23 protein-coding genes are annotated in these 22,370 nt (G+C 72.9%); 12 read left to right on the top strand and 11 right to left on the bottom strand.

Annotated elements, in window-relative coordinates:
• Positions 1-155: 155 nt before the first annotated feature.
• Positions 156-395 (bottom strand): winged helix-turn-helix domain-containing protein, encoded by a 240-nt coding sequence (locus tag AB0B63_RS16825; protein ID WP_208567882.1) that lies wholly within the window; start codon positions 393-395, stop codon positions 156-158.
• Positions 396-887: 492 nt separating this feature from the next.
• Between AB0B63_RS16825 and AB0B63_RS16820 the strand changes: the two genes are divergently transcribed.
• A complete protein-coding gene (locus tag AB0B63_RS16820; RefSeq protein ID WP_357019339.1) occupies positions 888-1,196 on the top strand; it encodes a DivIVA domain-containing protein in 309 nt (102 codons plus the stop codon).
• On the top strand, positions 1,193-1,447 hold the full coding sequence (locus AB0B63_RS16815; protein WP_208567879.1) for a hypothetical protein: 255 nt from the start codon (positions 1,193-1,195) through the stop codon (positions 1,445-1,447). Before AB0B63_RS16820 ends, AB0B63_RS16815 begins: the two co-directional genes overlap by 4 nt.
• A gap of 221 nt (positions 1,448-1,668) precedes the next feature.
• On the opposite strand, the gene AB0B63_RS16810 is transcribed toward AB0B63_RS16815, so the two are convergent.
• From AB0B63_RS16810 to AB0B63_RS16790, 5 genes are all read right to left on the bottom strand, one after another.
• Positions 1,669-1,989: a DUF1416 domain-containing protein gene (locus tag AB0B63_RS16810; protein ID WP_357019335.1), complete on the bottom strand. Its 321-nt coding sequence runs from the start codon at positions 1,987-1,989 to the stop codon at positions 1,669-1,671.
• Positions 1,990-1,992: 3 nt separating this feature from the next.
• A complete protein-coding gene (locus AB0B63_RS16805; protein WP_208567877.1) occupies positions 1,993-2,841 on the bottom strand; it encodes a sulfurtransferase in 849 nt (282 codons plus the stop codon).
• A 204-nt stretch (positions 2,842-3,045) separates the two neighbouring features.
• Positions 3,046-3,123, bottom strand: a complete 78-nt coding sequence (locus tag AB0B63_RS16800; protein WP_323135737.1) for an Ms5788A family Cys-rich leader peptide — start codon at positions 3,121-3,123, stop codon at positions 3,046-3,048.
• A gap of 116 nt (positions 3,124-3,239) precedes the next feature.
• Positions 3,240-4,019: a DUF2993 domain-containing protein gene (locus AB0B63_RS16795; RefSeq protein WP_208567876.1), complete on the bottom strand. Its 780-nt coding sequence runs from the start codon at positions 4,017-4,019 to the stop codon at positions 3,240-3,242.
• A gap of 163 nt (positions 4,020-4,182) precedes the next feature.
• Positions 4,183-5,235 (bottom strand): hypothetical protein, encoded by a 1,053-nt coding sequence (locus AB0B63_RS16790; RefSeq protein WP_357019330.1) that lies wholly within the window; start codon positions 5,233-5,235, stop codon positions 4,183-4,185.
• Positions 5,236-5,509: 274 nt separating this feature from the next.
• Between AB0B63_RS16790 and AB0B63_RS16785 the strand changes: the two genes are divergently transcribed.
• The 7 genes from AB0B63_RS16785 to pstB all read left to right on the top strand — a co-directional run bounded on the left by AB0B63_RS16785 (position 5,510) and on the right by pstB (position 12,702).
• A complete protein-coding gene (locus tag AB0B63_RS16785) occupies positions 5,510-6,226 on the top strand; it encodes a response regulator transcription factor (RefSeq protein WP_088643167.1) in 717 nt (238 codons plus the stop codon).
• A gap of 176 nt (positions 6,227-6,402) precedes the next feature.
• Positions 6,403-7,281: a polysaccharide deacetylase family protein gene (locus AB0B63_RS16780; protein ID WP_357019326.1), complete on the top strand. Its 879-nt coding sequence runs from the start codon at positions 6,403-6,405 to the stop codon at positions 7,279-7,281.
• 48 nt (positions 7,282-7,329) lie between these two features.
• The gene (gene mshD / locus AB0B63_RS16775; protein ID WP_357019323.1) at positions 7,330-8,253 is read left to right on the top strand and encodes a mycothiol synthase; all 924 of its coding nucleotides are present in this window, start codon (positions 7,330-7,332) and stop codon (positions 8,251-8,253) included.
• A gap of 326 nt (positions 8,254-8,579) precedes the next feature.
• On the top strand, positions 8,580-9,683 hold the full coding sequence (pstS, locus tag AB0B63_RS16770; protein ID WP_357019320.1) for a phosphate ABC transporter substrate-binding protein PstS: 1,104 nt from the start codon (positions 8,580-8,582) through the stop codon (positions 9,681-9,683).
• A 45-nt stretch (positions 9,684-9,728) separates the two neighbouring features.
• Positions 9,729-10,823: a phosphate ABC transporter permease subunit PstC gene (pstC, locus tag AB0B63_RS16765; protein ID WP_219464917.1), complete on the top strand. Its 1,095-nt coding sequence runs from the start codon at positions 9,729-9,731 to the stop codon at positions 10,821-10,823.
• The gene (gene pstA / locus AB0B63_RS16760) at positions 10,820-11,908 is read left to right on the top strand and encodes a phosphate ABC transporter permease PstA (protein ID WP_208567871.1); all 1,089 of its coding nucleotides are present in this window, start codon (positions 10,820-10,822) and stop codon (positions 11,906-11,908) included. The genes pstC and pstA overlap by 4 nt, the downstream gene beginning before the upstream one ends.
• Positions 11,909-11,925: 17 nt before the next feature.
• Complete coding sequence (gene pstB / locus AB0B63_RS16755; protein ID WP_208567870.1) at positions 11,926-12,702, top strand: phosphate ABC transporter ATP-binding protein PstB; 777 nt, start codon at positions 11,926-11,928, stop codon at positions 12,700-12,702.
• 547 nt (positions 12,703-13,249) lie between these two features.
• Here pstB and AB0B63_RS16750 read toward each other — a convergent pair.
• Positions 13,250-14,311 carry an NUDIX hydrolase gene (locus tag AB0B63_RS16750; protein WP_357019314.1) on the bottom strand — a complete coding sequence of 354 codons (1,062 nt, stop codon included), beginning with the start codon at positions 14,309-14,311 and terminating at the stop codon, positions 13,250-13,252.
• Positions 14,312-14,601: 290 nt separating this feature from the next.
• On the opposite strand from AB0B63_RS16750, the gene AB0B63_RS16745 reads away from it, so the two are divergent.
• Positions 14,602-15,570 carry a Gfo/Idh/MocA family oxidoreductase gene (locus AB0B63_RS16745; RefSeq protein ID WP_208567868.1) on the top strand — a complete coding sequence of 323 codons (969 nt, stop codon included), beginning with the start codon at positions 14,602-14,604 and terminating at the stop codon, positions 15,568-15,570.
• Positions 15,571-15,621: 51 nt separating this feature from the next.
• Here the strand turns inward: AB0B63_RS16745 and AB0B63_RS16740 are convergent, their stop codons facing one another.
• The 3 genes from AB0B63_RS16740 to AB0B63_RS16730 form a co-directional block, all read right to left on the bottom strand.
• The gene (locus AB0B63_RS16740) at positions 15,622-16,626 is read right to left on the bottom strand and encodes an inorganic phosphate transporter (RefSeq protein WP_208567867.1); all 1,005 of its coding nucleotides are present in this window, start codon (positions 16,624-16,626) and stop codon (positions 15,622-15,624) included.
• Between the two features lie 4 nt (positions 16,627-16,630).
• Entirely contained in the window at positions 16,631-17,257 is a 627-nt protein-coding gene (locus AB0B63_RS16735; RefSeq protein WP_067311399.1) for a DUF47 family protein, read from the bottom strand.
• Between the two features lie 119 nt (positions 17,258-17,376).
• Positions 17,377-18,378: a PPK2 family polyphosphate kinase gene (locus AB0B63_RS16730; protein ID WP_357019309.1), complete on the bottom strand. Its 1,002-nt coding sequence runs from the start codon at positions 18,376-18,378 to the stop codon at positions 17,377-17,379.
• Between the two features lie 140 nt (positions 18,379-18,518).
• On the opposite strand from AB0B63_RS16730, the gene sigJ reads away from it, so the two are divergent.
• Entirely contained in the window at positions 18,519-19,475 is a 957-nt protein-coding gene (gene sigJ / locus AB0B63_RS16725; RefSeq protein ID WP_357019306.1) for an RNA polymerase sigma factor SigJ, read from the top strand.
• A gap of 48 nt (positions 19,476-19,523) precedes the next feature.
• Here the strand turns inward: sigJ and AB0B63_RS16720 are convergent, their stop codons facing one another.
• On the bottom strand, positions 19,524-20,030 hold the full coding sequence (locus tag AB0B63_RS16720) for a DUF402 domain-containing protein (protein ID WP_357019303.1): 507 nt from the start codon (positions 20,028-20,030) through the stop codon (positions 19,524-19,526).
• A 140-nt stretch (positions 20,031-20,170) separates the two neighbouring features.
• On the opposite strand from AB0B63_RS16720, the gene AB0B63_RS16715 reads away from it, so the two are divergent.
• Positions 20,171-22,363: an ATP-dependent DNA helicase gene (locus tag AB0B63_RS16715; RefSeq protein WP_357019300.1), complete on the top strand. Its 2,193-nt coding sequence runs from the start codon at positions 20,171-20,173 to the stop codon at positions 22,361-22,363.
• Positions 22,364-22,370 lie beyond the last annotated feature (7 nt).

Genomic DNA, 22,370 nt, shown 5'->3' with positions numbered 1-22,370 from the left:
CGAGGCGCCACTACTTCATGGTTGTAGTGGCATCAGAGCGGGCGGATACCACTACAACCATGAAATTGAGTCGATCGTGGAGGGGGCATCCGGCCGCGAGGGGGCATCCCGCCGTGGAGGGGACATACCACGGCCCGAGGAAGCGTCAACCGCCGTCAGGGCTTACGCAGCCACGTCGCCGGGTCGGTGATGTAGATGCCCTTGCCCTGGTGCCGGCTGATCACCCCGAGCGCCTCCAGCCGCACGTTGACCAGGTTGATCGTCGACGGGCTGACGCTGAACCGGCTGCACTGCTCGCTGATCGAGGGCAGCTTGTCGCCCGGTTTGTACTTACCCGACCTGACGTCGGCGACGATCTCGTCGGAGATCCGGATGTAGTCCGGGGTCGCAGGCATGGCACTCCTCGCGTGGCACCCGCGATTCGATCACGCTCTCATCACGGCACGCAACTACGCACTGCAACCAGTCGTTGACTCTTTCAAGTTCCTCAAATAAGTTGGTCGGCGAGCACTCCTCGCGTGGCAACGAGCAGGGCTCTCCCCCGGTCGGGGCGGGTGACGACGCTGGAAGGGAACCCGCCCGCCCCGACCACCTTCCACGGCAGCGCCATCCCGCTGCCCCTGCGGGAAAGGTGGCCCATCATGTGCAGGTTCCTCCGACTCCTCCGCCGGCACCGGTCGACCGGTGCCGGCCGGCCCAGGAAGACCACAACCGACTGGTCGTGGTCGACCACGACCGACCAGCCCAGGGCAGTCACCGTTAACCGACCCAGCGAGACCACAACCGACCGGCCCCGGTCGACCACGACCGACCAGCCCAGGGCAGTCACCACCAACTGGCCCGGGGCGACGAGAACCAACCGGCGCAGGGCGTTCCATCGACCCCCGATGACCACCGCCGGGTGGGTCGGGGCAGCGGGGCGGCAGAACACCGGCCACCACCACGGGCCGGCGGCACACCACCACCAACCGGTGGCGGACCGGCCGCTCTGCACGAGCCAGGTGCGGCAGCAACGGTTCCGGCGGTCCCGGCACGGGCTGGACCCGGCCGAGGTGGACGGGTTCCTGCACCTGGTCGCCGACGAGCTGGCGGTGCTGCACGCCGAGCTGGCCCGTACCCGGGAGGAGAACGCGCGGATCAAGGGTGCGCTGCGCGACTGGCAGTCCCGGTTCGCACCCCGGGTGGTGCGGGCGTGACCACCGCGACCGAGCGCGAGCGGTACGTCGTACACCTGACTGTCGCCGCCGACGACCTGCCGGCGGCGCGGCTGCTGGCCCGTGCGATCGGCAGGTCGCTGGCGTTCCTGCCGGAGTTGGTGCTCGGTGAGACGACCGTCTCCGAGGAGGGCGGGTCGCAACCGCAGCATCAGGTCTTCTGCGACCGGCGGCTCGGTGGGCGTCGCCGCTGCGTCCGGCGGGTCGATCACCAGGGCGGCTGCACCTCGTGACACCACCGGCCGGGCGACGACGGCCCGGTGGGCTGCCGGGCGACAGGCACCTCGCGCCTGCCGGGCGGCGGGCACTCGCGCCTGCCGGGCGCGGACACCCGGGTGCCGGGCGGCGGGCACCCCGCGCCACCCGGGTGCCGGGCGGGCCGCCGGAGGGTGCGACGGCCCGGGGCCGGTCACCCCGGGTGGGGTGACCGGCCCCGGGCCGATCGATGCGTGGGTCAGGCCACCGTGACGGAGACCTCGTTGATGCCCCGGTTGGCGGTCACGGCGGTGTCGCCGTTGCCGTGCCGGGACAGCGCCCGCAGGGTCCAGCTGCCCGGCGCGGCGAAGAACCGGAACTGCCCGGTCGGCGAGGTGACGACCTCGGCGGTGAACTCACCTGTCGAGTCCAACAACCGGACGTACGCGCCGGGCACGACGTCGCCCGACTCGGCCAGCACCTGGCCGGTGATGACGGTTTCCTTCTCCAGGTCCAGGCTGGCCGGCAGGGGCGCGGACTGGTCCGGCGCGGCGCAACCGGCGGCGGTGGGAGCGGTCATGGCTCAGGCCTCCCCGGGCTCGTCGCCGAGCGCCACCGGCACACCGACCAGCGAGCCGTACTCGGTCCAGGAACCGTCGTAGTTCTTCACGTTGGGGTGGCCGAGCAGCTCCTGCAGGACGAACCAGCTGTGCGAGGAACGCTCGCCGATCCGGCAGTAGGCGATGGTCTCCTTGCCGTCGTCCAGCCCGGCGTCGGCGTAGATCTTGCGCAGCTCGTCGTCGGACTTGAAGGTGCCGTCCTCGTTGGCCGCCTTGGACCACGGCACGCTGATCGCGGTCGGGATGTGCCCGGCCCGCTGCGCCTGCTCCTGCGGCAGGTGCGCGGGGGCCAGCAGCCGGCCGGCGAACTCGTCGGGGCTGCGCACGTCGACCAGGTTCTTGGTGCCGATCGCGGCGACGACCTCGTCGCGGAACGCGCGGATCGAGGTGTCCGGCTCCTGCGCGACGTACTGGGTGGCCGGGCGGGTCACCGCGTCCTTGACCAGCGGACGGGCGTCCAGCTCCCACTTCTTGCGACCGCCGTCGAGCAGCTTGACGTCGCGGTGGCCGTAGAGCTTGAAGTACCAGTACGCGTACGCGGCGAACCAGTTGTTGTTGCCGCCGTAGAGGACCACGACGTCGTCGTTGCCGATGCCCCGCTCGGAGAGCAGCGCCTCGAACTGGGCCTTGTTGACGAAGTCCCGGCGGACCTGGTCCTGGAGGTCGGTCTTCCAGTCGAGCTTGATGGCACCGGCGATGTGGCCGGTGTCATAGGCGGAGGTGTCCTCGTCGACCTCGACGAAGACGACGCCCGGGGCGTCGAGGTTCTTCTCGGCCCATTCGGCCGAGACGAGTGCGGTGTCGCGACTCATCAGATCACTCCCTGGTGAGGATGGGTGGTGAGCCAGCGCGGGTGGTGGAGATCGGTGATGTCGCACCATGCGCGGGACCCATAGAGGAACGGATCACGGGTTCGTGCGACGGCGCCGCTGCCGGGCGTTTCGGAGGGTGGGCACCGCAGGGTCAGTGGGACCCCGGGTGCAGTGGCCGCTGGGCGGCCGGAGACAGCCCCGCCGTCAGATGACGGAGCGACACAGGCAGGTGGCCACGCGGCACAGGTCGACCGCGCGCCGTTTGGTGAGGTGCGTCCCCATGGTTTCGGAGCCTACCAGCCGTCCCGGAGAGTGCCAGGGGTCGACCACCATACGGGACGCGGCCCGGCCTGCCGGGGAACCCCGGGGCCGGGCCGCGTTCAGAACTGAGCGGTGGGTCAGCTTGCCGAGTTGATCGGGACGTCCTTCGCGTCGGCGGTCACCGTCAGCCCCTCCGGGCGCGGCTCGACCTTGCGGACGTTGAGCTGGAACGGCAACTCCGGCAGGGGCACGTCGACCGAGATGCCCCGGGCGTAGTTGTTCAGCAGGGTCCGGGCCAGCGGTACGTTCGGCAGCCCCTGGGCGTTCAGGTCGCTGAACTTCAACGCCACCTTGCCGCCGTCGGCCACGGCCACCTCGGCGGTGCCGGTGACGGTGAGCTTCTGGCCGAGGATGTCGACCGGCGCGGTGACGGCCAGCTTGCCGTTCTGCTCACCGAGCTTGAGCCCCGGCCGGTCCAGCAGCTTGGCCAGGCTGTCGTAGGTGACCGTGCCGGTGCCGGCCACCGTCTCGGCCACCACCTCACCCTGCCCCGAGCGGATGGTGTCCAGCGAGGCGCGCACGTTGCGGGCGTCCACGTCGAGCCGGGGCAGGCTGACCGCGTTGCCCTCCACGGAGCCCTTGACGTCGGTCAGCACGATCGAGATCCGCTCGTACCGGCCGTCGACGACCTGGGTGAGGAACGGGAACCCGCCCACGTCCACCTGGGGCGGCGCGGAGCTGGCGTTCTGCTTGGCGACCTCCTGGGTGACCTGGTCGGCGATGGCCCGTTCGGCCAGGCCGGCCGCCACCCGGTCGGCCACCACCAGCAGCCCACCCAGGATCAGGACCAGGACGACCAGTACGACGAGCCACCTGCGCCCGCGCCGCCGGGGCCGCTCCTCGTACGTCTGCGCCACGCCCGTCTCCGTCCGTCGTCGCCGTCGCCGTCCCGCGACGTGCCGTCGTGGCCGTCGCGGTCCCGCGACGTGCCGTCATCGATGCCGCCGCCCGCGGCGCACCGCTACTACCCGAGCGCCGTCGCGCCCAACCGCGCCGCGCGCCCGCCGCCGTCAACCGGCGTCAGAGAAAGAGCACACACATGGCGTACGCCGCAGGAGCGGCCAACGCGAAGCCACCCAGCGGGCCCTGCATGTGCCGGGCGATCCACATGGTGGGTGGTTCGCCCGCCATCAGCCGGCCCGCCTCGGCGTAGCCGACGGCGAGGTCGGCCAGCACGGCGGTGGCCGCGGTGACCAGCCCGATCAGCGCGGCGCTGGTCGGGGTGAAGCCCACCAGGTAGCTGCCGAGCAGGGCGCTGGTGAGGGTGCCGGCCATCGCGCCGACCACCACCCCGGCGGCACCCCGGGGCACCTGCGGCGCCAGCCGGGGCCAGGCCAGCACGGCGTCGGTGAGCCGGGCCACGGTGAGGGCGACGCCGGTGGCGACCAGGCAGACGGTGATCGCCTGGGTGCCGGCGGGAATCCGGCTGAGCGTGATCAGGGTGGCGAACGCCACCACGCCGACCACGATCAGCAGCGTGGTGCCGAGCGAGTCGGTCACCCGGACCCGGTCCACCCGGCGGACGAGTTGACCGAGCACGCCGAGCAGGAACCCGCCCAGCGCCACGAACCCGAGCGGGGCCAGCCCGGCGACGTCGGTCTGCACCGCGGCGACGTCGGCCGCCGCGGCGACCACGCCGCTGGTCAGCGCGACCAGCAGCAGCGCGGGTGGGCGCATGGCCATGGTCCAGGCCAGCACGAAGAGCAGTTGGACGCCGAACACGATGACCGCGAACGGCAGCCGGTGTCCGGGCCCGGCGGTCTGCGCACCGAGCACCAGGCCGACGCCGAGCAGCGCCGCGAAGCCGGCGACGGTCAGCGAGAGCGGCCGGTGCACCTCGACCGGCTCGATCGGCTCCTCGTCCGGCTCGACGTCGTCGTCCTCGCTCCGGCGCGGGGCACCGCCCTTACGGAACCGGCGCGGGCCACGCTCGCGGCGGCTCCCGGTGTCGTCGTCCGGGGCGGGGCGCGGCCCGGGTGCGGGTGCGGGTCCGCCGGCCGGGCCGACGGGCCCGTCGGGGGCGCCGTCGGCCCACGGGTCACGGCCGGTGTCGGGCGAGGTGGAGGGAAACACGCCCCGATCGTGCCAGACCGACGGGGTCCGGCGGGGATCACGGGGCGTCCGGCGGGGGATCACGGTTTCGGCGACGTTAAAACCTGGGCGGTGATCACGGGCAGATCCGACAAACAGGAAAGGACGCCGGGGTGACGACGGGGCGATCGGTTACGCTCAAGCCGTTACCCGCCCGTCAGCGACGCCGGGACCCACGCAAGTTCTCAGCGCCCCGCCCACCGGCGGGTCAGCTGGTCGCGTGCGGCCATTGAGCCGCCGGGACGGAGGTGATCGTGTGGAGCTCCTGCTGCTGGTGACCGCGCGTGCAGGTGAGCCCTCGGCGGTGCTGCCGGCACTCGACCTGTTGCCACATTCGGTGCGTACCGCGCCGCGCGACGTGCGCACCCTGGTTTCCGGGCCCAGCCCGGACGCGGTGCTGGTCGACGCCCGGTCGGAGTTGAGCGAGGCCCGTGCCACCTGTCGCATGTTGCACGCCACCGGCCTGGGTGTGCCGCTGGTCGCGGTGGTCACCGAGGCCGGCCTGATCGCCCTCAACGCCGACTGGGGCGTCGACGACGTGATCCTGGCCGGCGCGGGCCCGGCCGAGGTGGAGGCCCGGCTGCGGCTCGCGGTGGGCCGGCTGAGCAACGCCACCTCCGGGGCCGGCGGTTCGATCCGGGCCGGCGAGCTGAACATCGACCCGGACACCTACGCCGCCAAGCTCAAGGGCCGGCCGCTCGACCTCACCTACAAGGAGTTCGAGCTGCTGAAGTTCCTGGCGCAGCACCCGGGCCGGGTGTTCACCCGGGACCAGCTGCTCCGCGAGGTCTGGGGCTACGACTACTTCGGCGGCACCCGCACGGTGGACGTGCACGTCCGACGGCTGCGGGCCAAGCTCGGCTCGGAGTACGAGTCGATGATCGGCACCGTGCGCCAGGTGGGTTACAAGTTCGTCGTCCCGCCGTCGTCCCGGTCCCTGCCGGAGTCCGAGCCCGCGCCGCTGCCGGTCTGATCCCGGTCCACAGCACCCCCGGCCGGTAGCACTGTTTCCGATACGCCCCTTTTGCACCTGTTGTCGGCTCTATTCTTATTGCCGTAATCAGCGGGAGTGAAAGGGGCGACGGTGCGTGCACTGACCACGGGGGCGACGAGAGGGCCGTCCCGTCATCCTGACCGGTGGGGGCACTGATGCGCCCCCGGTCGACCGGTGGGACCGTCGGCGTCGTCACCCTGGTGCTGGCCGCCCTGCTCGGGTCCACCTACGCCCTCGGGCGCAGCATGACCCCGGCCCCACCCCGGCAGCCGATCGGCGCGTCGACGCAGATCGGCGGCGCCCAGTACGGCGAGCAACCCGCCGACCCGGACGCTGCACCGACCGGCCCGGACGGCACCGGCCCCACCGGCGCCCCCACCGCCGACGGGACCGACCCGGACTCGGCCCAGCCGGCCAGCGGCGGCGACGGCCCGTTCGGCAGCCACGCCAGCACCGGCACCGGCGAGGTCGCGCTGACCTTCGACGACGGGCCGGACCCGACGTACACGCCGCAGGTGTTGGACGTGCTCCGCGCGTACGGGGTCAAGGCGACGTTCTGCGTGGTCGGCGAGAACGCCCAGGACCATCCGGAGCTGCTCCAGGCGATCGTCGCCGACGGGCACACCCTGTGCAACCACTCGTGGCACCACGACGTGCTGCTCGGCAAGCGCTCCCCCGCCCTGATCCGGGCCGACCTGATCCGGACCAACGAGGCCATCCACGCCGCCGTGCCGGACGCCCGGATCAGCTACTTCCGGCAGCCCGGCGGGGCCTGGACGTACCCGGTGGTGTCGGTCGCCGAGGGGCTGGGGATGACCCCGCTGCACTGGACCGTCGACCCCAACGACTGGCAGGTCCCCGGTGCCGCGAAGATCACCACGGTGGTCACCCGGGACACCGGGCCGGGCGCGGTCGTGCTCATGCACGACGCCGGTGGCGACCGGCAGGGCACCGTGGACGCGCTGCGCCGGATCCTGCCCGACCTGCTCGCCCGGTTCCGCCTGGAGGCGCTGCCGCCCGGCGGGGCCAACTGAACCGATCGACGGGCGGGACGACCGGGCGGATCCCGCTACGGTGATCAGATGAGCAGCGGCGAGTCGACGACCGACCGGTTGACCCAGAGCGACCGGCTCACCCCGGCCGAGGTGACCGAGGTGCTGGCCCTGGCCCGCCTCGCGGGCGACACCGACGGAGCCGACCCCTTCGACGAGCACACCCTGCTGCGGCTGCGCGACCCGCAGGCGGCAGCCCGGCACCTGACCACCCACGCCCTCGACGGCACCCTGACCGGGTACGCCCACCTGGACACCACCGACCCGACGTCCGGTGTCGGGGTGGAGCTGGTGGTGCGCCCGGGTTTCCGGCGGCGGGGCACCGGACGGGCGCTGGCCCGGGGCGTACTCGCGGCGACTCCCGGACCGGTGCGGGCCTGGGCGCACGGCGACCACCCGTCCGCCGCGGCCCTCGCGGTCGACCTGGGCTTCGCGCGGGCCCGGGTCCTCTGGCAGTTGCGCCGCTCGTTGACCGACCCGGTGTCGGAACCCCACCTGCCCGCCGGGGCGACACTGCGGTCCTTCCGCCCCGGCGAGGACGACGACGCCTGGCTCGCGCTCAACGCCCGCGCCTTCGCCGGGCACCCGGAGCAGGGCCGGTGGACCACCGCCGACCTACGGGCCCGGCTGGCCGAGCCGTGGTTCGACCCGGCCGGTTTCCTGCTCGCCGTCGACGCTGCCGGGCGGCTGCTCGGCTTCCACTGGACCAAGGTGCACGAGCGGCCCGGCTCGGCCCGCATCGGCGAGGTCTACGTGGTGGGGGTGGACCCGGACGCGCACGGTGGCGGCCTGGGCCGGGCGCTCACCACCGCCGGGCTGGCCTACCTGCGGGACCGGCGCGGGCTGGACCGGGTGATGCTCTACGTCGACGAGTCGAACACGGCGGCCGTCTCGCTCTATGAGCGGCTCGGTTTCGCCCGCTGGTGCGGGCACGTGAACTACCACCTGGGCTGACGCTCTCCCGTCCACTCCACCCCGGCCGGTGACCGGCCGGGGCACGACCGGTGCGGTCTCCGTGCGGTAACGGCGGGGCCACGCCCGGATAACGGCTGCCCGGATATATCGCATCAATGCGGATACCGGGACGGCAGTTCACCTAACGGACAACCCTCCCTCAGGCAGCGGTCACCTTCCCGGCCGGGGCTGTTCATGCCCCGTTCACTTCCGACCGGCGAACCGTCTACCTGGCACTTCTAGCTTTCGTGTCAGCCGGTCAGCGCGCCGGCACTCGGGCCCCAATCCGGGCGACCTGACCAAAGACGTGAAGGGAAACCCCTCAGGTGAAGCTCCAGCGGCACGGCGCCATTGCCTGCCTCGCTCTTACCGCGGTCCTCGGCCTCAGCGCCTGCGGCTCGGACAACAACGAGCCGGCCAGCGCCTCCGCCTCCGGCTCGGCCAGCGCGGCCGACTGTGGCAAGGGCACCCTGAACGCGCAGGGCTCCTCCGCGCAGAAGAACGCCATGGCCGAGTGGATCAAGGCCTACCAGCAGAAGTGCGCCGGCACCACGATCAACTACGAGGCCAGCGGCTCCGGCGCGGGCATCCAGGCGTTCATCGCCGGCACCGCCGACTTCGCCGGCTCCGACTCCGCCCTCAAGCCGGAGGAGCAGCCGCAGGCCGACGCCAAGTGCACCGGCGGCGCGGCGCTCAACCTGCCGATGGTGATCGGCCCGGTCGCGGTCGTCTACAACGTCGGCGGCCTGGACAACCTCCAGCTCAAGCCGGCCACCCTGGCGCAGATCTTCGCCGGCAAGGTCACCAAGTGGGACGACCCGGCGATCAAGGCCGACAACCCGAACGCCACGCTCCCCTCCACCGCGATCCAGACGGTGCACCGCTCCGACGAGTCGGGCACCACCGACAACTTCACCAAGTTCCTGTCGAAGACCGCCGCGACGGACTGGACCTTCGGCAACAACAAGGCGTGGAAGGCCCCGGGCGGGCTCGGCGCCCCCAAGTCCGACGGTGTCGCCGCCAAGGTCAAGAGCACCGAGGGCACGATCAGCTACGTCGAGTGGTCGTACGCCGAGAACTCCGGCCTCAAGAAGGCCAAGGTGCAGAACGGTGCCGGCGAGTACGCCGAGCTGACCGCCGAGTCGGCCGGCAAGACCATCGCCGGGGCAAAGATCGAGGGCCAGGGCGACGACCTCAAGATGTCGATCGACTACGCCACCAAGGAGGCCGGGGCGTACCCGATCGTCCTGGTGACCTACGAGATCGTCTGCAGCAAGGGCATCGCCGCCGACAAGCTGCCACTGGTCAAGGGCCTGCTGGGCCACGCCGCCAGCACCGAGGGCCAGGCCGAGCTGGTGGAGCTGGGCTACGCCCCGCTGCCCGACTCGGTCCGCACCAAGGTCGAGACCGCAGTCAAGAACCTCGGCTGACCCTCCCGAGCGACAACACCTCCTCAAGTCGAAGCGAGCGAGCAGATGGGTGAAACCCCTCACCGCTCGGCACACGCCGGCACCGGCGGGCATGCCGTGACCCAGGGTCACGAGCGGTCCGCCGGTGCCTCGGCGCGTGTGGCCGAGGCACCAGTCAGCACCCGTACCCCCCACGACGACGACCACGGCCTGGGCGGGGGCGGCGGGCTGCCCCGGGCCCGCGCGTTCGGCGCGGAACGGGCGTTCCGTGGCGTGACCCTGGCCGCCGGTGTCACCGTGCTGGTCGTCATCGCGGCCATCGCGGTCTTCCTGGTCGCCAAGGCCGTGCCGGCGCTGCGGGCCAACAGTGCGAACTTCTGGACCTTCGAGGGCTGGTTCCCCAACGACGATCCACCCACGTTCGGCATCGGCGCGCTCGCCTTCGGCACCCTGCTCACCGCGCTGCTGGCCCTGCTGGTCGCGGTGCCGGTGGCGCTGGGCATCGCCCTCTACCTGTCGCACTACGCGCCACGGCGGCTCGGCACCGCCCTGGGCTTCGTGATCGACCTGCTGGCCGCCGTGCCGAGCGTGGTGTTCGGCCTGTGGGGGCGGGACTACCTCGTCGGGCCGGTCGCCGACCTGTCGGCCTGGCTGAACCGGTACTTCGGCTGGATCCCGATCTTCGGTGACGGCCCGTACGGCAACTCGATCCTGCTCGGGTCCCTCGTCCTGGCGATCATGGTGCTGCCGATCATCACCTCACTCTCCCGCGAGGTGTTCCTCCAGACCCCGACCGCCAACGAGGAGGCCGCCATCGCGCTGGGGGCCACCCGCTGGGAGATGCTGCGCACGGCGGTCCTGCCGTACGGCCGGCCCGGCATCATCGCCGCCGTCATGCTCGGCCTCGGCCGGGCGCTCGGCGAGACCATCGCGCTCGCGCTCACCCTCGGCTCGACGTACGCCATCTCGTTCAACATCCTCGCCAACGGCGGCAACAGCATCGCCGCGAACATCGCCAACCGGTTCGCGGAGGCCAACGAGACCGGCCGGGGTGCGCTCATCGCGTCCGGCCTGGTGCTCTTCGCCATCACGCTGGTCGTCAACATCACCGCGCGGGCGATCATCTACCGCCGCCGCGAGTTCACGGAGTCGGCCGCATGACCACCACCCTCACCCCCCGCCGTTCCCGCCCACCGGCCCAGCCGGACAGCCTGCGGGCGAAACGCCTGCCCGGGTACGCCGCCCCCGCCCTGGCGGTGCTGGCCCTGCTGGTCTCCGCCGGCCTCGTCTACGGCGTCGACCTCGGCGGCCCGGTCCTGGTCGTGGTGCTCGGCGCGCTGCTCTACCTGGCCGGCCTGTTCGCCGCCGCCAACGCGGTGGAGGGCCGCCGGTCGGCCCGCAACCGGTTCTGGAGCGCCCTGATCCACTCCGCCCTGGTGCTGGCCGTGCTGCCGCTGGCCTCGGTGGTGTGGACGCTGTTCAGCAAGGGCACCGCCCGGCTCGACGGCGACTTCTTCGGCAGCTCGATGAACAACATCGGGGCCCGCGACGCCAACGGCGGCGCGTACCACGCCATCGTCGGCACCCTGGAGCAGGTCGGCATCGCCACCGCGATCACCGTCCCGCTCGGCGTGCTCTGCGCAATCTACATCGTCGAGTACGGGCGGGGCCGGTTCGCCTTCACCATCCGGTTCTTCGTCGACGTGATGACCGGCATCCCGTCCATCGTCACCGGCCTGTTCGTGCTGGCCTTCTGGGTACTGATCGTGTCCCCGTGGTTCAACGACGGCCAGCCCGGTTTCTCCGGCTTCGCCGCCGCACTCGCGTTGAGCGTGCTGATGCTCCCGACGGTGGTCCGCTCCACCGAGGAGATGCTGCGGCTGGTCCCCGCGCCGCTGCGGGAGGGGGCGTACGCCCTCGGCGTGCCGAAGTGGAAGACCATCCTGCGGGTGGTGCTGCCCACCGCGCTGCCCGGCATCGTCACCGGCATCATGCTCTCCATCGCGCGGGCCGCCGGGGAGACCGCCCCGGTGCTGCTCGTCGCCGGTGGCGGTGCGGCGATCAACTTCAACCCGTTCGAGAACAACCAGTCGTCGCTGGCCCTGTTCGTCTACCAGCAGGCCGGCGAGGCGTCGAAGTATTCACCGGCACGGGCCTGGACGGCGGCGTTGACCCTGGTCGTCCTCGTGCTCGTGCTCACCGTCGCCGCGAAGCTGCTGGCCCGCCGCAACCGGCTCGGCCGATGAACCCCGGAGGTACCACCATGGCCAAGCGCATCGACGCCACCGACGTGACCGCCTACTACGGCGGTTTCAAGGCGATCGAGAACATCAACCTGACGGTCGAGCCGAAGACGGTCACCGCCCTGATCGGCCCGTCCGGCTGCGGCAAGTCGACCTTCCTGCGGTCGATCAACCGGATGCACGAGGTGCTGCCGGGCGCCCGGGTCGAGGGCAGCCTGACCATCGACGGTCAGGACGTCTACGACCGCGACGTCGACGTGACCGCCGTCCGCCGCATGATCGGCATGGTGTTCCAGCGCCCCAACCCGTTCCCCACCATGAGCATCTTCGAGAACGTGGTGGCCGGGCTGCGGCTCAACGGGGTGCGCAAGAAGTCCATCCTGGACGAGGCCGCCGAGAAGGCGCTGCGCGCGGCGAACCTGTGGGACGAGGTCAAGGACCGCCTCGGCAAGCCCGGCGCGGGCCTGTCCGGTGGTCAGCAGCAGCGGCTGTGCATCGCCCGGACCATCGCGGTCGAGCCGCAGGTGGTGCTGATGGACGAGCCCTGCTCGGCGCTGGACCCGATCTCGACGCTGGCCATCGAGGACCTGATGTTCCAGCTCAAGGACAAGTTCACCATCATCATCGTCACCCACAACATGCAGCAGGCGGCCCGGGTCTCCGACCGCACCGCCTTCTTCTCGATCGAGAAGACCGGCGACCCCGGCCGGCTCATCGAGTACGACAACACCCAGAAGATCTTCAGCAACCCCAGCCAGAAGAAGACCGAGGACTACATCACCGGCCGCTTCGGCTGACCCCGGCCGCTCCGCTGCGCCGGTGCGAGCGGGGGTGGGGGTGGGGCCTGCGGGGGTGAAGGCGTGCGGGGTGGGGCGTGCTGCGGGGGTGGGAGTCCCTGCGGGACGACCGCCGGAGCAGTGGGGGCGGGGTCTCGGAACACTCCTTCGGGCCCTGTCGAGCTGATGACGTCGACGATTCACCCGCCCGGCGACGTCACCGGTACCACCGCCCTGACGAGGGCCCGCCCCGGTGTCATGGCGAGCTGCCCGCACCGGCGGTGCTGGTGAGCCGCCAGCGTCATCAGCTCGACAGGGCCCGAGGTGGACCTACACGGGTGGAGGCGCAGCGGCACCAGCTACGGCGGGAACCGGCTGCGGCGGGGGCACAGCGGCACCGACCCGCACCGACCGGACCACGGCGACCCACACCGGCCGAAACAGGCTGGCCCACACCCGGCCGGACCACGGCGACCCACACCGACCGGGGCAGGCTTGCCCACACCGGCCAGCTGCGGGTGGAGGTCGGCAGCCGCTGGACCGCCCGCCCGACGCGGAACGTGGCCGGTCAGGCGAGGGTGAAGTACGGGGTACCGTCCTCGGGGACGTGGAGGCGGGGGGTCACCGGAGTGGCCGCGTCCCGGGCCGCCGAGGCACGCGCCACCGCAGCAATGCAACGGGCACCATCACCGGCGGCAACACCGGCGCCGGCACCGGCAGCGCCGTCGGCAGCAGCGGCGGCGACCTCGGCCAGGGTGACCAGGGTGGGCGGGAGCATGGTCAGCTCACCGGCCCGTGCGCGGGCCAGGGCATCCGCCGGGCGGACCCACATGGTGTGGTCGGCCTCGCCGGAGACGTCCCGGGTCCGCTGCCCCTCGGGCAGCAGAGCAACGAAGAAGTACGTGTCGAAGCGACGCGGCTCGAACTCCGGGGTGATCCACCGGCTCCAGGGCAGCAGCAGGTCGGACCGGAGGGTGAGCTGCCGCTCGGCGAGCAGCCCGGCGAAGCCCCGTCGACGTGCCTCCAGGTCCTGCCGCGCGGTCTCCCAGTCGTCCCCGCTGACGTCGCCCACCACCGAACCGCCGACGTCGCCGGTCACCGGGCCGCCGACACCACCGGCCCCACCACTCGCCCGCCCACCGGTCCCGCCGGTCACCGGGCCACCGACGCCGGCCCCACCCGCAGCACCGGCCCCACCCGCAGCACCGGCCCCACCCACAGCACCGCCCCCGCCGACACCAGCGACCGCCGGGCCGCCGCCGGGTCCGGCCAGCAGCACGCCGGCCTCCTCGAATACCTCCCGCGCGGCGGCGCACACCACCGCCTGCGCGGCGTCGGGAGTGACGCCCAGCCGTTCCGCCCAGGCCGCCGGACCGGGACCGGCCCAGTCCAGGTGCGCCTCGGAGTCCGACGGGTCCACGCCACCGCCGGGGAAGGCGTACACCCCGCCGAAGGCCATCGCGGCGACCCGGCGGATGACGTACACCTCGAAGTCGGTGCCGGCCGGGCGGAGCAGCAGCACGGTGGCCGCGACCCGGGGCGTCACCGGGGTGGCCCCCTCGGCGTGGAACCGACGGGCGTGCTCGACCAGGGCCGGCGGGGCGGGAAAACCGGGACTGTCGATCGTCATGGGCCGAGCCTAGCTCCGACACACCGACCACCCCGGGGCCGACGACCCCCGGTGGTACGCCGCCGCCGGGCGGACCAGCGACCGGGCCGCAGCCGGGGTGACGGTTGGGCGGACAGCGACCGGACCAACGGCGGCGAGCGGGCAGACGACAGCGGCGGGCAGGCCCGACAGCGGCGGTAGGCCGAGCCAAGCAGTGGCAGCGGCAGGGGCAGGGGCGGGCCCGGGCGACGGCGGCGGGCGGACCGGACAGTGGCGGCGGGCCGGCCTGGGCGGCGGGTTAGCGTGAACCCATGACACGTTGGGGGATTCTGTCCACCGGCCATATCGCCGGCCGGTTCGCCGAGGACCTACGGCTGGTGCCCGGGGCCGAGCTGGTCGCGGTCGGCTCACGGACGACGGAGAGCGCCGAGCGGTTCGCCACCCGGTACGGCGCCGGCCGGGCGTACGGCTCCTGGGCGGAGCTGGCCGCCGACGACGAGCTGGACGCGATCTACGTGGCCACCCCGCACGCCGCCCACCACGAGGCCGCCCGGGTCTGCCTGGAGGCCGGGCGGGCGGTGCTGCTGGAGAAGCCGTTCACCCTCGACCTGGCCACCAGCACCGAGCTGGTCGACCTGGCGCGGGCCCGGGGGGTCTTCCTGATGGAGGCCATGTGGATGCGGACCAACCCGCTGATCCTGCGCCTGGTCGAGCTGGTCCGGGCCGGGGCGATCGGCGAGGTGACCGGTGTACGGGCCGACTTCGGGGTGGCCGGGCCGTTCCCGCCGGAGCACCGGATGCGCAATCCGGCGCTGGGCGGCGGCGCACTGCTGGACCTGGGCGTCTATCCGGTGAGCCTGGCCCACCTGCTGCTCGGTGCGCCGCAGCACGTGCATGCCTGGGCGAAGCTCAGCCCGGAGGGGGTGGACGAGAACACCGGCATCGTCTTCGGGTACGACTCGGGTGCGGTCGCCACGCTCGGCTGCGGCATGGTGGGGGCGACCCCGTTGACCGCCGCGATCACCGGCACCACCGGCCGGATCGAACTGCCCGAGCCGTTCTTCCGCCCCGGGTCGGCGGTGCTGCACCGGGCCGGGGCCGAGCCGGAGACGCTCACCGACGACCCGGCCGGCGGCGGCTACCAGTACGAGGCCGCCGAGGTGCAGCGTTGCCTGGCCGCCGGGCTGACCGAGAGCCCGCTCGTGCCGCACGCCGTCACCCTGGAGGTGATGGCCCTGCTGGACGACATCCGGGCCCGGATCGGCGTCGAGTACGCCTGAGAACGACATCGGGAGGGGCACCCCGGTCCGGGGCGCCCCTCCCGACGGCGGTCAGAACAGCGGGCGGACCACCAGGTAGGTGAGGCAGGCGATCAGCGCGGCGGCCGGGAAGGTGATGATCCAGGCGAGCACGATGTTGCCGGCCACGTTCCAGCGCACGGCGGAGAGCCGCTTGGTGGCACCCACCCCCATGATCGCCGAGGTGATCGTGTGGGTGGTGGAGATCGGGGCCTTGAGCACCAGGGCGTTGAAGTAGAGCACCGCGCTGGCCACCGTCTCGGCGGCGAAGCCCTCCGGCGGGCCCAGGTCGATGATCTTGCGACCGAGGGTCCGGATGATCCGCCACCCACCGGCGTACGTGCCGAGCGCCAGCATGGTCGCCGAGGTCCAGAAGACCCAGCCCGGGATGTGCGTCTTGTCGTCCTGGAAACCGCCCGTGTAGAGGGCCAGCACCACGATGCCCATGGTCTTCGCGGCGTCCTGCATGCCGTGGCCGACCGACATGGCCGCCGCCGAGGCGGTCTGCGCCCAGCGGAAACCCCGGTTGAGCTTGCCCGGCTGCCCCTTGCGGAACGCCCACAGGATGGCCAGCATCAGCAGGTAACCGAGGGTGAGGCCGACGATCGGCGACAGGACCATCGGCAGGATGACCTTCTCGCCGATGGTGACCCACTGCACCACACCGCCGGTGGAGAGCAGGGTCGCCCCGACCAGCCCGCCGAACAGCGCGTGCGAGGACGACGAGGGCAGGCCGAAGTACCAGGTGATCAGGTTCCAGGCGATGGCACCGAGCACCCCGGCGAAGACCACTCCGAGGCTGCCCACCCCGGTGGGCAGGGTGACCAGGCCGTCGCCGACGGTCTTTGCCACGCCGGCACCGAAGTGCGCGCCGACGAAGTTGCCGACCGCGGCGAGGCCCAGGGCGAGCCGGGGGGTCAGCGCCCGGGTGGAGACGCTTGTCGCGATCGCGTTGGCGGCGTCGTGGAAGCCGTTGGTGTAGTCGAACGCCAGGGCCACCGCGATCACCGCCAGCACGGCGATGAGTTCGGGACTCACAGGATCAGGACTCCTTGACCGCGATGGTCTCGACTGTGTTCGCCACGTGCTCGAAGGCGTCGCAGGCGGCCTCCAGCTCGTCGGCGACCTCCTTCATCTTGAGCACGGTCAGCGCGTCGTACTCGCCGGAGAAGAGCCGGACCAGCAGCATCCGGTACGCCTGGTCGCCGTCGTTCTCCAGCCGGTTGCACTCGATCCAGTAGTCCTCGAGATCCTTCATCGACTTGAGCCGGGGCATCGCCTCGGCGGTCAGCTTCGCCTGGAGGTCGAGCACGTTGACCAGCTCGTGCAGCTCGCGCGGCAGCGACGGGAGCTTGGTGAGGCCGTAGAGGTAGAGCAGGTTGCCGACCGCCTCCAGGTGGTCCATCACGTCGTCGAGCAGCGAGCCCAGCCGGTAGATGTCCTCCCGGTCGAACGGGGTGATGAAGGTGGAGTTGATCTTCTTGTAGAGATCGTGGGTGATCTGGTCGCTGTCGTGCTCGACCTCGGTCAGCCGCTCGCTGACCGACTGCACGTCGACGCCGGGCAGGGCCAGCTCGTTGAGCAGCTCGGTGCCCTTCACCAGATTCTGCGCGGCCCTGGTGAAGAGCTCGTAGAAAGCGCCCTCGGTGGGACGGAAGGAAAACTTCACAGCACGGACCTCGTCGTGTCGGTGGAAGGGTGGCCGCCGCCCCAGGGGGCGCCCGCTGAAGCATGCTAGGTACCCCACCGGAGCGGGCCTCCGTCGGCCCACCCCTGGTCAGACCCGATTCACCGCTCGTTCACCTGCTGTTCACCTCGGCCGCCACCGCCGCCACTCGCCAACCGCTGGCGCTCCCGCTCCACGTCGAAAGCCGCAGCGGGATACCCCAGATCAAGACCCTCGAACGTCTCCCGCAGCAGATGCGCCACCGCCCAGTCCCGGTACCACTTACGGTCCGCCGGCACCAGGAACCACGGCGCGGCATCCGTGTCGCAGCGCCCCAGCGCCTCCGCGTACGCGGCCTGGTAGTCGCCCCAGCGGGCCCGGGAGTCGAGGTCGCTCGGCTGGTACTTCCAGAACTTCGTCGGGTCGGTCAACCGATCCGCCAACCGCCGCGCCTGCTCCTGCGGGGAGATGTGCAGCATCACCTTCACCAGGGTCACCCCGCCGTCGGTCAGCTCCCGCTCGAAGGCGTTGATCCGGTCGTACCGGGCCCGCCAGGTCTCCTCCGGCACCAGGGCGTCGACCCGGGCCACCAGCACGTCCTCGTAGTGCGACCGGTTGAAGACGCCGACGTACCCGGGTGGGGGCAGCGCCCGGCGGATCCGCCACAGGAAGTCGTGCCGCAGCTCCTGCCGGGTCGGCGGGCCGAAGGACCGGATGTGCAGGCCGAGCGGGTTCATCGCGCCGGCCACCCGCTTCACGGTGCCGTCCTTGCCCCCGCAGTCCATCGCCTGGAGCACCAGCAGCAGCCGCCCCGGCCGCCCCGGCCGCAACTTCGACCCGCCACCGCTCGGAGCCGAGGTGGGCGCATCCGGCTCACCGGCCGCCTTGGCGGTGGCGAAGAGCATCTCCTGCTGCCGGGCCAACCCGGCACCGATCAGCTCGACCTGCCGGCGGGCCCAGGGCTTACGGTCCTTCCCCCCGCCCGCCGCCGCCGGCAGACCCGGGGTGGACCGGGGGTCGACCGCCCCCAGGTCGACCGGCCCGTCGCCGGAGGGCACCCGCAACAACTCCCGCACCGTCCCACCCTCGGGTACGACGATCTCCGTCTGCTCGTCTGCGCGCATCCCCCGATCCTCGCCCACCACCGCACCCACCGCCTCCCGGGCGCGGCCGGGGGCGGTGTCACATCCGCCGGGGCCGGCCCGTCCGGTGGGTGGGGGAGAATCCGCTCGACCCCGGGGAGGTTGTGGTGACGGTGGACCTGGTGACGGAGTTCGAGGCCGAACGCGGGCGGCTCACCGCGGTGGCGTACCGGATGCTCGGCAGCCGCAGCGAGGCGGAGGACGCCGTCCAGGAAACCTGGCTGCGGTACTCCGGTGCGCTCGCCGACCCGGCCGACCGGGCCGAGATCAGGCACCTGGGCGGCTGGCTCACCACCACCTGCGCCCGGATCTGCCTCGACGTGCTCCGCTCGGCCCGGGTCCGCCGCGAGACGTACCCGGGGCAGTGGTTGCCGGAGCCGGTGGTCACCCCGCTGGGCGGTGGCGTGCCGGGGCCGGACGGTTTCGCCCCCGACCCGGCCGACCGGGCCGTCCGGCGCGACCAGGTCGGCACCGCCCTGCTGGTCGTCCTGGAACGGCTCAGCCCCGAACAGCGGGTCGCCTTCGTCCTGCACGACGTGTTCGCGGTGCCGTTCGCCCGGATCGCCGAGGTGCTGGCGAGCACCCCCGAGGCGGCCCGCCAGCACGCCTCCCGGGCCCGCCGGGCGGTCACCGCCGACGACGTGCCCCGGCACACCGCCGACCCCGCCGAGCAGCGCCGGGTGCTGGCCGCCTTCGCCGCCGCGACCGAATCCGGCGACCTCGACGCGCTCGTCCGGGTCCTCGCCCCGGACGTGGTGCTGATCGGCGACAGCGGCGGGCACTTCCCGACGGCCCGGCGACCGATCGTCGGCGTCGACCCGGTGGCCCGCTTCCTGCTCGGCCTCTTCGCCCGGGCCGGCCGGTACGGCCAACGCCTGCGGGCCGCGCCGGTGCTGGTCGACGGGGTGCTCGGCCTGCACCTGGAGACGGTCCAGCCCGACGGTCGGCTGCTGCGGATGGTCACCGGGTTCGCCGTGCACGACGGCCGGGTCACCGGCCTGTTCCACCAGCTCAACCCGGACAAGCTCCCCCGGCTGCCCGAGCTGGCCCCCGACGCCACCTGGCCACCGCGCTGGTGACCCGCCCCCGTCGACCGGCCGGCCCCGGGCGGACCCGCCGGCCCCGGATCAGACCACCAGGGCCAGCCACTTCCGGTACGCCGAGGCGAACGGCTCGGTGCCGTCACCGAGGGCGGTGAGCAGCCGGGCCGCCGCCGCCTGGGCCTGCACCACCACCTCGTCCGGATAGCCGAACCGGACCCGGTGCTCGGCGAACTCGTCCTCGTCGCGCAACTCCACCAGCCCGGTGCCCCGGCGGCGCACCACGTCCAGGTCGAGGTCGATCAGGTGCACGGTGTCGTCGCCCTCCCAGCGGGCCGGGGTGGCGATGTCGCAGTAGACCTCGCTGGTCCGTGGCGGCGGGTTGAACATCCCCGTCCACCAGGCCCGGTGCGGCACCAGCAGGACGAAGGGGATCCGCTCCACCGAGGGGCGGCCGTGGTAGACCGACTCGGTGCCCTCGGTCACCCCCAGCCACACCCCGAGGTCGTCCTCGGCCAGCCGGCGGGCCGGGTAGTCACGGTGGGCGCTGCCGTCGTACTTGCGGTAGATCACACGGACCACGTCGCTCGGCATGAATCGCACCCTAGCCGATTCCGACCCCTCCCCGCCGCAGCGAGTTGACCCGTCCGAGGTCACGACAATCCGGACAGTGACCGCGCCACGCGGGGGGCAGCGGCGCGTCCACTGTCGGCGGCGGCGGGTACCGTCGCACGGTGACTCCGCCCCGTACCGCCGCCGGCCCCAGCACCCCGTCGGCCCGCTCCGGCCGACGGCGCGGGGGCCGACCGAGCGGCACCGAACTGCTCGCGGCGGCGGTCGGCGCGGTCCCCGGCGGCGCGACCCGGCCGGGCCAGCAGCAGATGACCGAGGCGATCGAGCGCAGCGTCGCCGCCCGCGAGCACCTGCTGGTGCAGGCGGGCACCGGCACCGGCAAGTCGCTTGCCTACCTGGCCCCGGCGTTGACCGTGGACGGGCCGGTGGTGGTCTCCACCGCCACCCTGGCGTTGCAGTCCCAGCTGGTCGAGCACGACCTGCCCCGGCTCGCCGACGCGGTCGAGCCGCTGCTCGGTCGCCGTCCCACCTTCGCCGTGCTCAAGGGGCGGCACCACTACCTCTGCCTGGCCCGGCTGGACAACTCCACCGAGGACGAGCCGGAGGACACCCTCTTCGACGCCCCCGCCGAGCGGCCCGCCGGCGGGACGAAGTGGCTCGGCGAGGCCGGCCGGATGGGCAAGCAGATCCAACGGCTGCGCGACTGGGCCGAGAAGACCGACACCGGCGACCGGGACGAGCTGGACCCGGGCGTCGACGACCAGGCGTGGCGGCTGGTCTCGATGCCCGCCCGCGAGTGCGTGGGGGCGTCGCGCTGCCCGTTCGGCCAGGAGTGTTTCGCCGAGGCGTCCCGGGCCCGCGCCCGGGAGGCCGACGTGGTGGTCACCAACCACAGCCTGCTCGCGGTGGACATGCTGGCCGGCCGGCACATCGTCCCGCCGCACAAGCTGCTGATCGTCGACGAGGCGCACGAGCTGGCCGACCGGGTCTCCTCGGCCGCGCAGGCCGAGCTGGTGCCGGAGCTGATCGACCGGTCCGCCCGGCGGGCCCGCCCGCTGCTGCGACCGGACGTCGCCGACCGGCTCACCGAGGCCGGTGACGCGCTCGCCGTCGGGCTCGCCGAGGCCCCCGCCGGTCGGCTCACCGGCGGGCTGCCCGGCCCGTTACGGGAGGCGTGCACGTTGCTAGACGCGGCCACCCGGGCCGCGCTCGACGCGATCGGCGACGTCAAGGCCGACGACCCGGACCCGGTCCGTAAGCAGCAGGCCAAGGCGGTGCTCGACGAGCTGTCGACCACCGCGCAGCGGCTGCTGGAGGAGGGCGACCACGACGTGGCCTGGGTGGAGAAGCCGGACAACGGCAGCCGCCGGGCGCTGGTGGTCGCGCCGCTGTCGGTCGCCGGCACCCTCGCCACCCACCTGTACGACGAGCGCACCGTGGTCGCCACCTCGGCGACCCTGGCGCTGGGCGGCCGGTTCGACACGGTGGCCCGGGCGTTGGGCCTGGACGCGCCGCCGCCCGCCCCACCGTCCCCGGCCGCCGCCGCGTTGGCCACCGCCGCCGCCGGCCGGTCGACCGGCGTCGTCCCGGGGGGCACCGCGTCCGCCGCACCGCAGGCCGGTGGGGTCGCCACCACACCGGGCAGCCGGGCCGCCACCGGCGTCGTACCGGCCACGTCGGGGCCGGGCTGGTCGTCCCTCGACGTCGGCTCACCGTTCGACTACGCCCGGCAGGGCATCCTGTACGTCGCCGCGCACCTGCCCCGGCCCAGCGTCTCCGGGCTGCCCGAGGCGGCCGGCGAGGAGCTGCTGCGGCTGGTCGGCGCGCTCGGTGGTCGTACCCTCGGGTTGTTCTCCTCCCGGCGGGCCGCGCAGCAGGCCGCGGAGCTGGTCCGGGCGCGCACCGACCTGCCGGTGCTGCTCCAGGGCGAGGAGGCGTTGCCGCTGCTGGTGCGCCGGTTCCGCGAGGATCGGTCGAGCTGCCTGTTCGGGGTGATGTCGCTCTGGCAGGGGGTGGACGTGCCGGGCGACGCGTGCCAGCTCGTGGTGATCGACCGGCTGCCCTTCCCGCGCCCCGACGAGCCGCTGGCGGCGGCGCGGGCGGCGGCGGTGGACGCGGGCGGCGGTTCCGGCTTCTCGGCGGTCAGCGTGCCGATCGCCGCGGTCCGGTTGGCCCAGGGCGTGGGGCGGCTGATCCGGGCCACCGGCGACCGGGGGGTGGTGGCGGTGCTCGACTCGCGGCTGGAGACGGCGCGCGGCTACGGCCCGTTCCTGCGCCGCTCGCTGCCACCGTTCTGGTACACCACCCGGCCCGAGGTGGCCCAGGGCGCCCTGGAGCGTCTCGCCAAGCTCTGACCACGCG

Source organism: Micromonospora sp. NPDC049081, assembly GCF_040648835.1.
GTDB lineage: Bacteria > Actinomycetota > Actinomycetes > Mycobacteriales > Micromonosporaceae > Micromonospora > Micromonospora antibiotica.
This window is presented reverse-complemented; position numbering and strand designations above follow the sequence as displayed.

Coding starts and splice junctions, on each gene's coding strand:
- AB0B63_RS16825 (WP_208567882.1), bottom strand. CDS start 395: ATGCCTGCGACCCCGGACTACATCCGGATCTCCGACGAGATCGTCGCC.
- AB0B63_RS16820 (WP_357019339.1), top strand. CDS start 888: ATGACCACCGCCGGGTGGGTCGGGGCAGCGGGGCGGCAGAACACCGGC.
- AB0B63_RS16810 (WP_357019335.1), bottom strand. CDS start 1,989: ATGACCGCTCCCACCGCCGCCGGTTGCGCCGCGCCGGACCAGTCCGCG.
- AB0B63_RS16805 (WP_208567877.1), bottom strand. CDS start 2,841: ATGAGTCGCGACACCGCACTCGTCTCGGCCGAATGGGCCGAGAAGAAC.
- AB0B63_RS16800 (WP_323135737.1), bottom strand. CDS start 3,123: ATGGGGACGCACCTCACCAAACGGCGCGCGGTCGACCTGTGCCGCGTG.
- AB0B63_RS16780 (WP_357019326.1), top strand. CDS start 6,403: ATGCGCCCCCGGTCGACCGGTGGGACCGTCGGCGTCGTCACCCTGGTG.
- mshD (WP_357019323.1), top strand. CDS start 7,330: ATGAGCAGCGGCGAGTCGACGACCGACCGGTTGACCCAGAGCGACCGG.
- pstC (WP_219464917.1), top strand. CDS start 9,729: ATGGGTGAAACCCCTCACCGCTCGGCACACGCCGGCACCGGCGGGCAT.
- pstA (WP_208567871.1), top strand. CDS start 10,820: ATGACCACCACCCTCACCCCCCGCCGTTCCCGCCCACCGGCCCAGCCG.
- pstB (WP_208567870.1), top strand. CDS start 11,926: ATGGCCAAGCGCATCGACGCCACCGACGTGACCGCCTACTACGGCGGT.
- AB0B63_RS16750 (WP_357019314.1), bottom strand. CDS start 14,311: ATGACGATCGACAGTCCCGGTTTTCCCGCCCCGCCGGCCCTGGTCGAG.
- AB0B63_RS16745 (WP_208567868.1), top strand. CDS start 14,602: ATGACACGTTGGGGGATTCTGTCCACCGGCCATATCGCCGGCCGGTTC.
- AB0B63_RS16730 (WP_357019309.1), bottom strand. CDS start 18,378: ATGCGCGCAGACGAGCAGACGGAGATCGTCGTACCCGAGGGTGGGACG.
- AB0B63_RS16720 (WP_357019303.1), bottom strand. CDS start 20,030: ATGCCGAGCGACGTGGTCCGTGTGATCTACCGCAAGTACGACGGCAGC.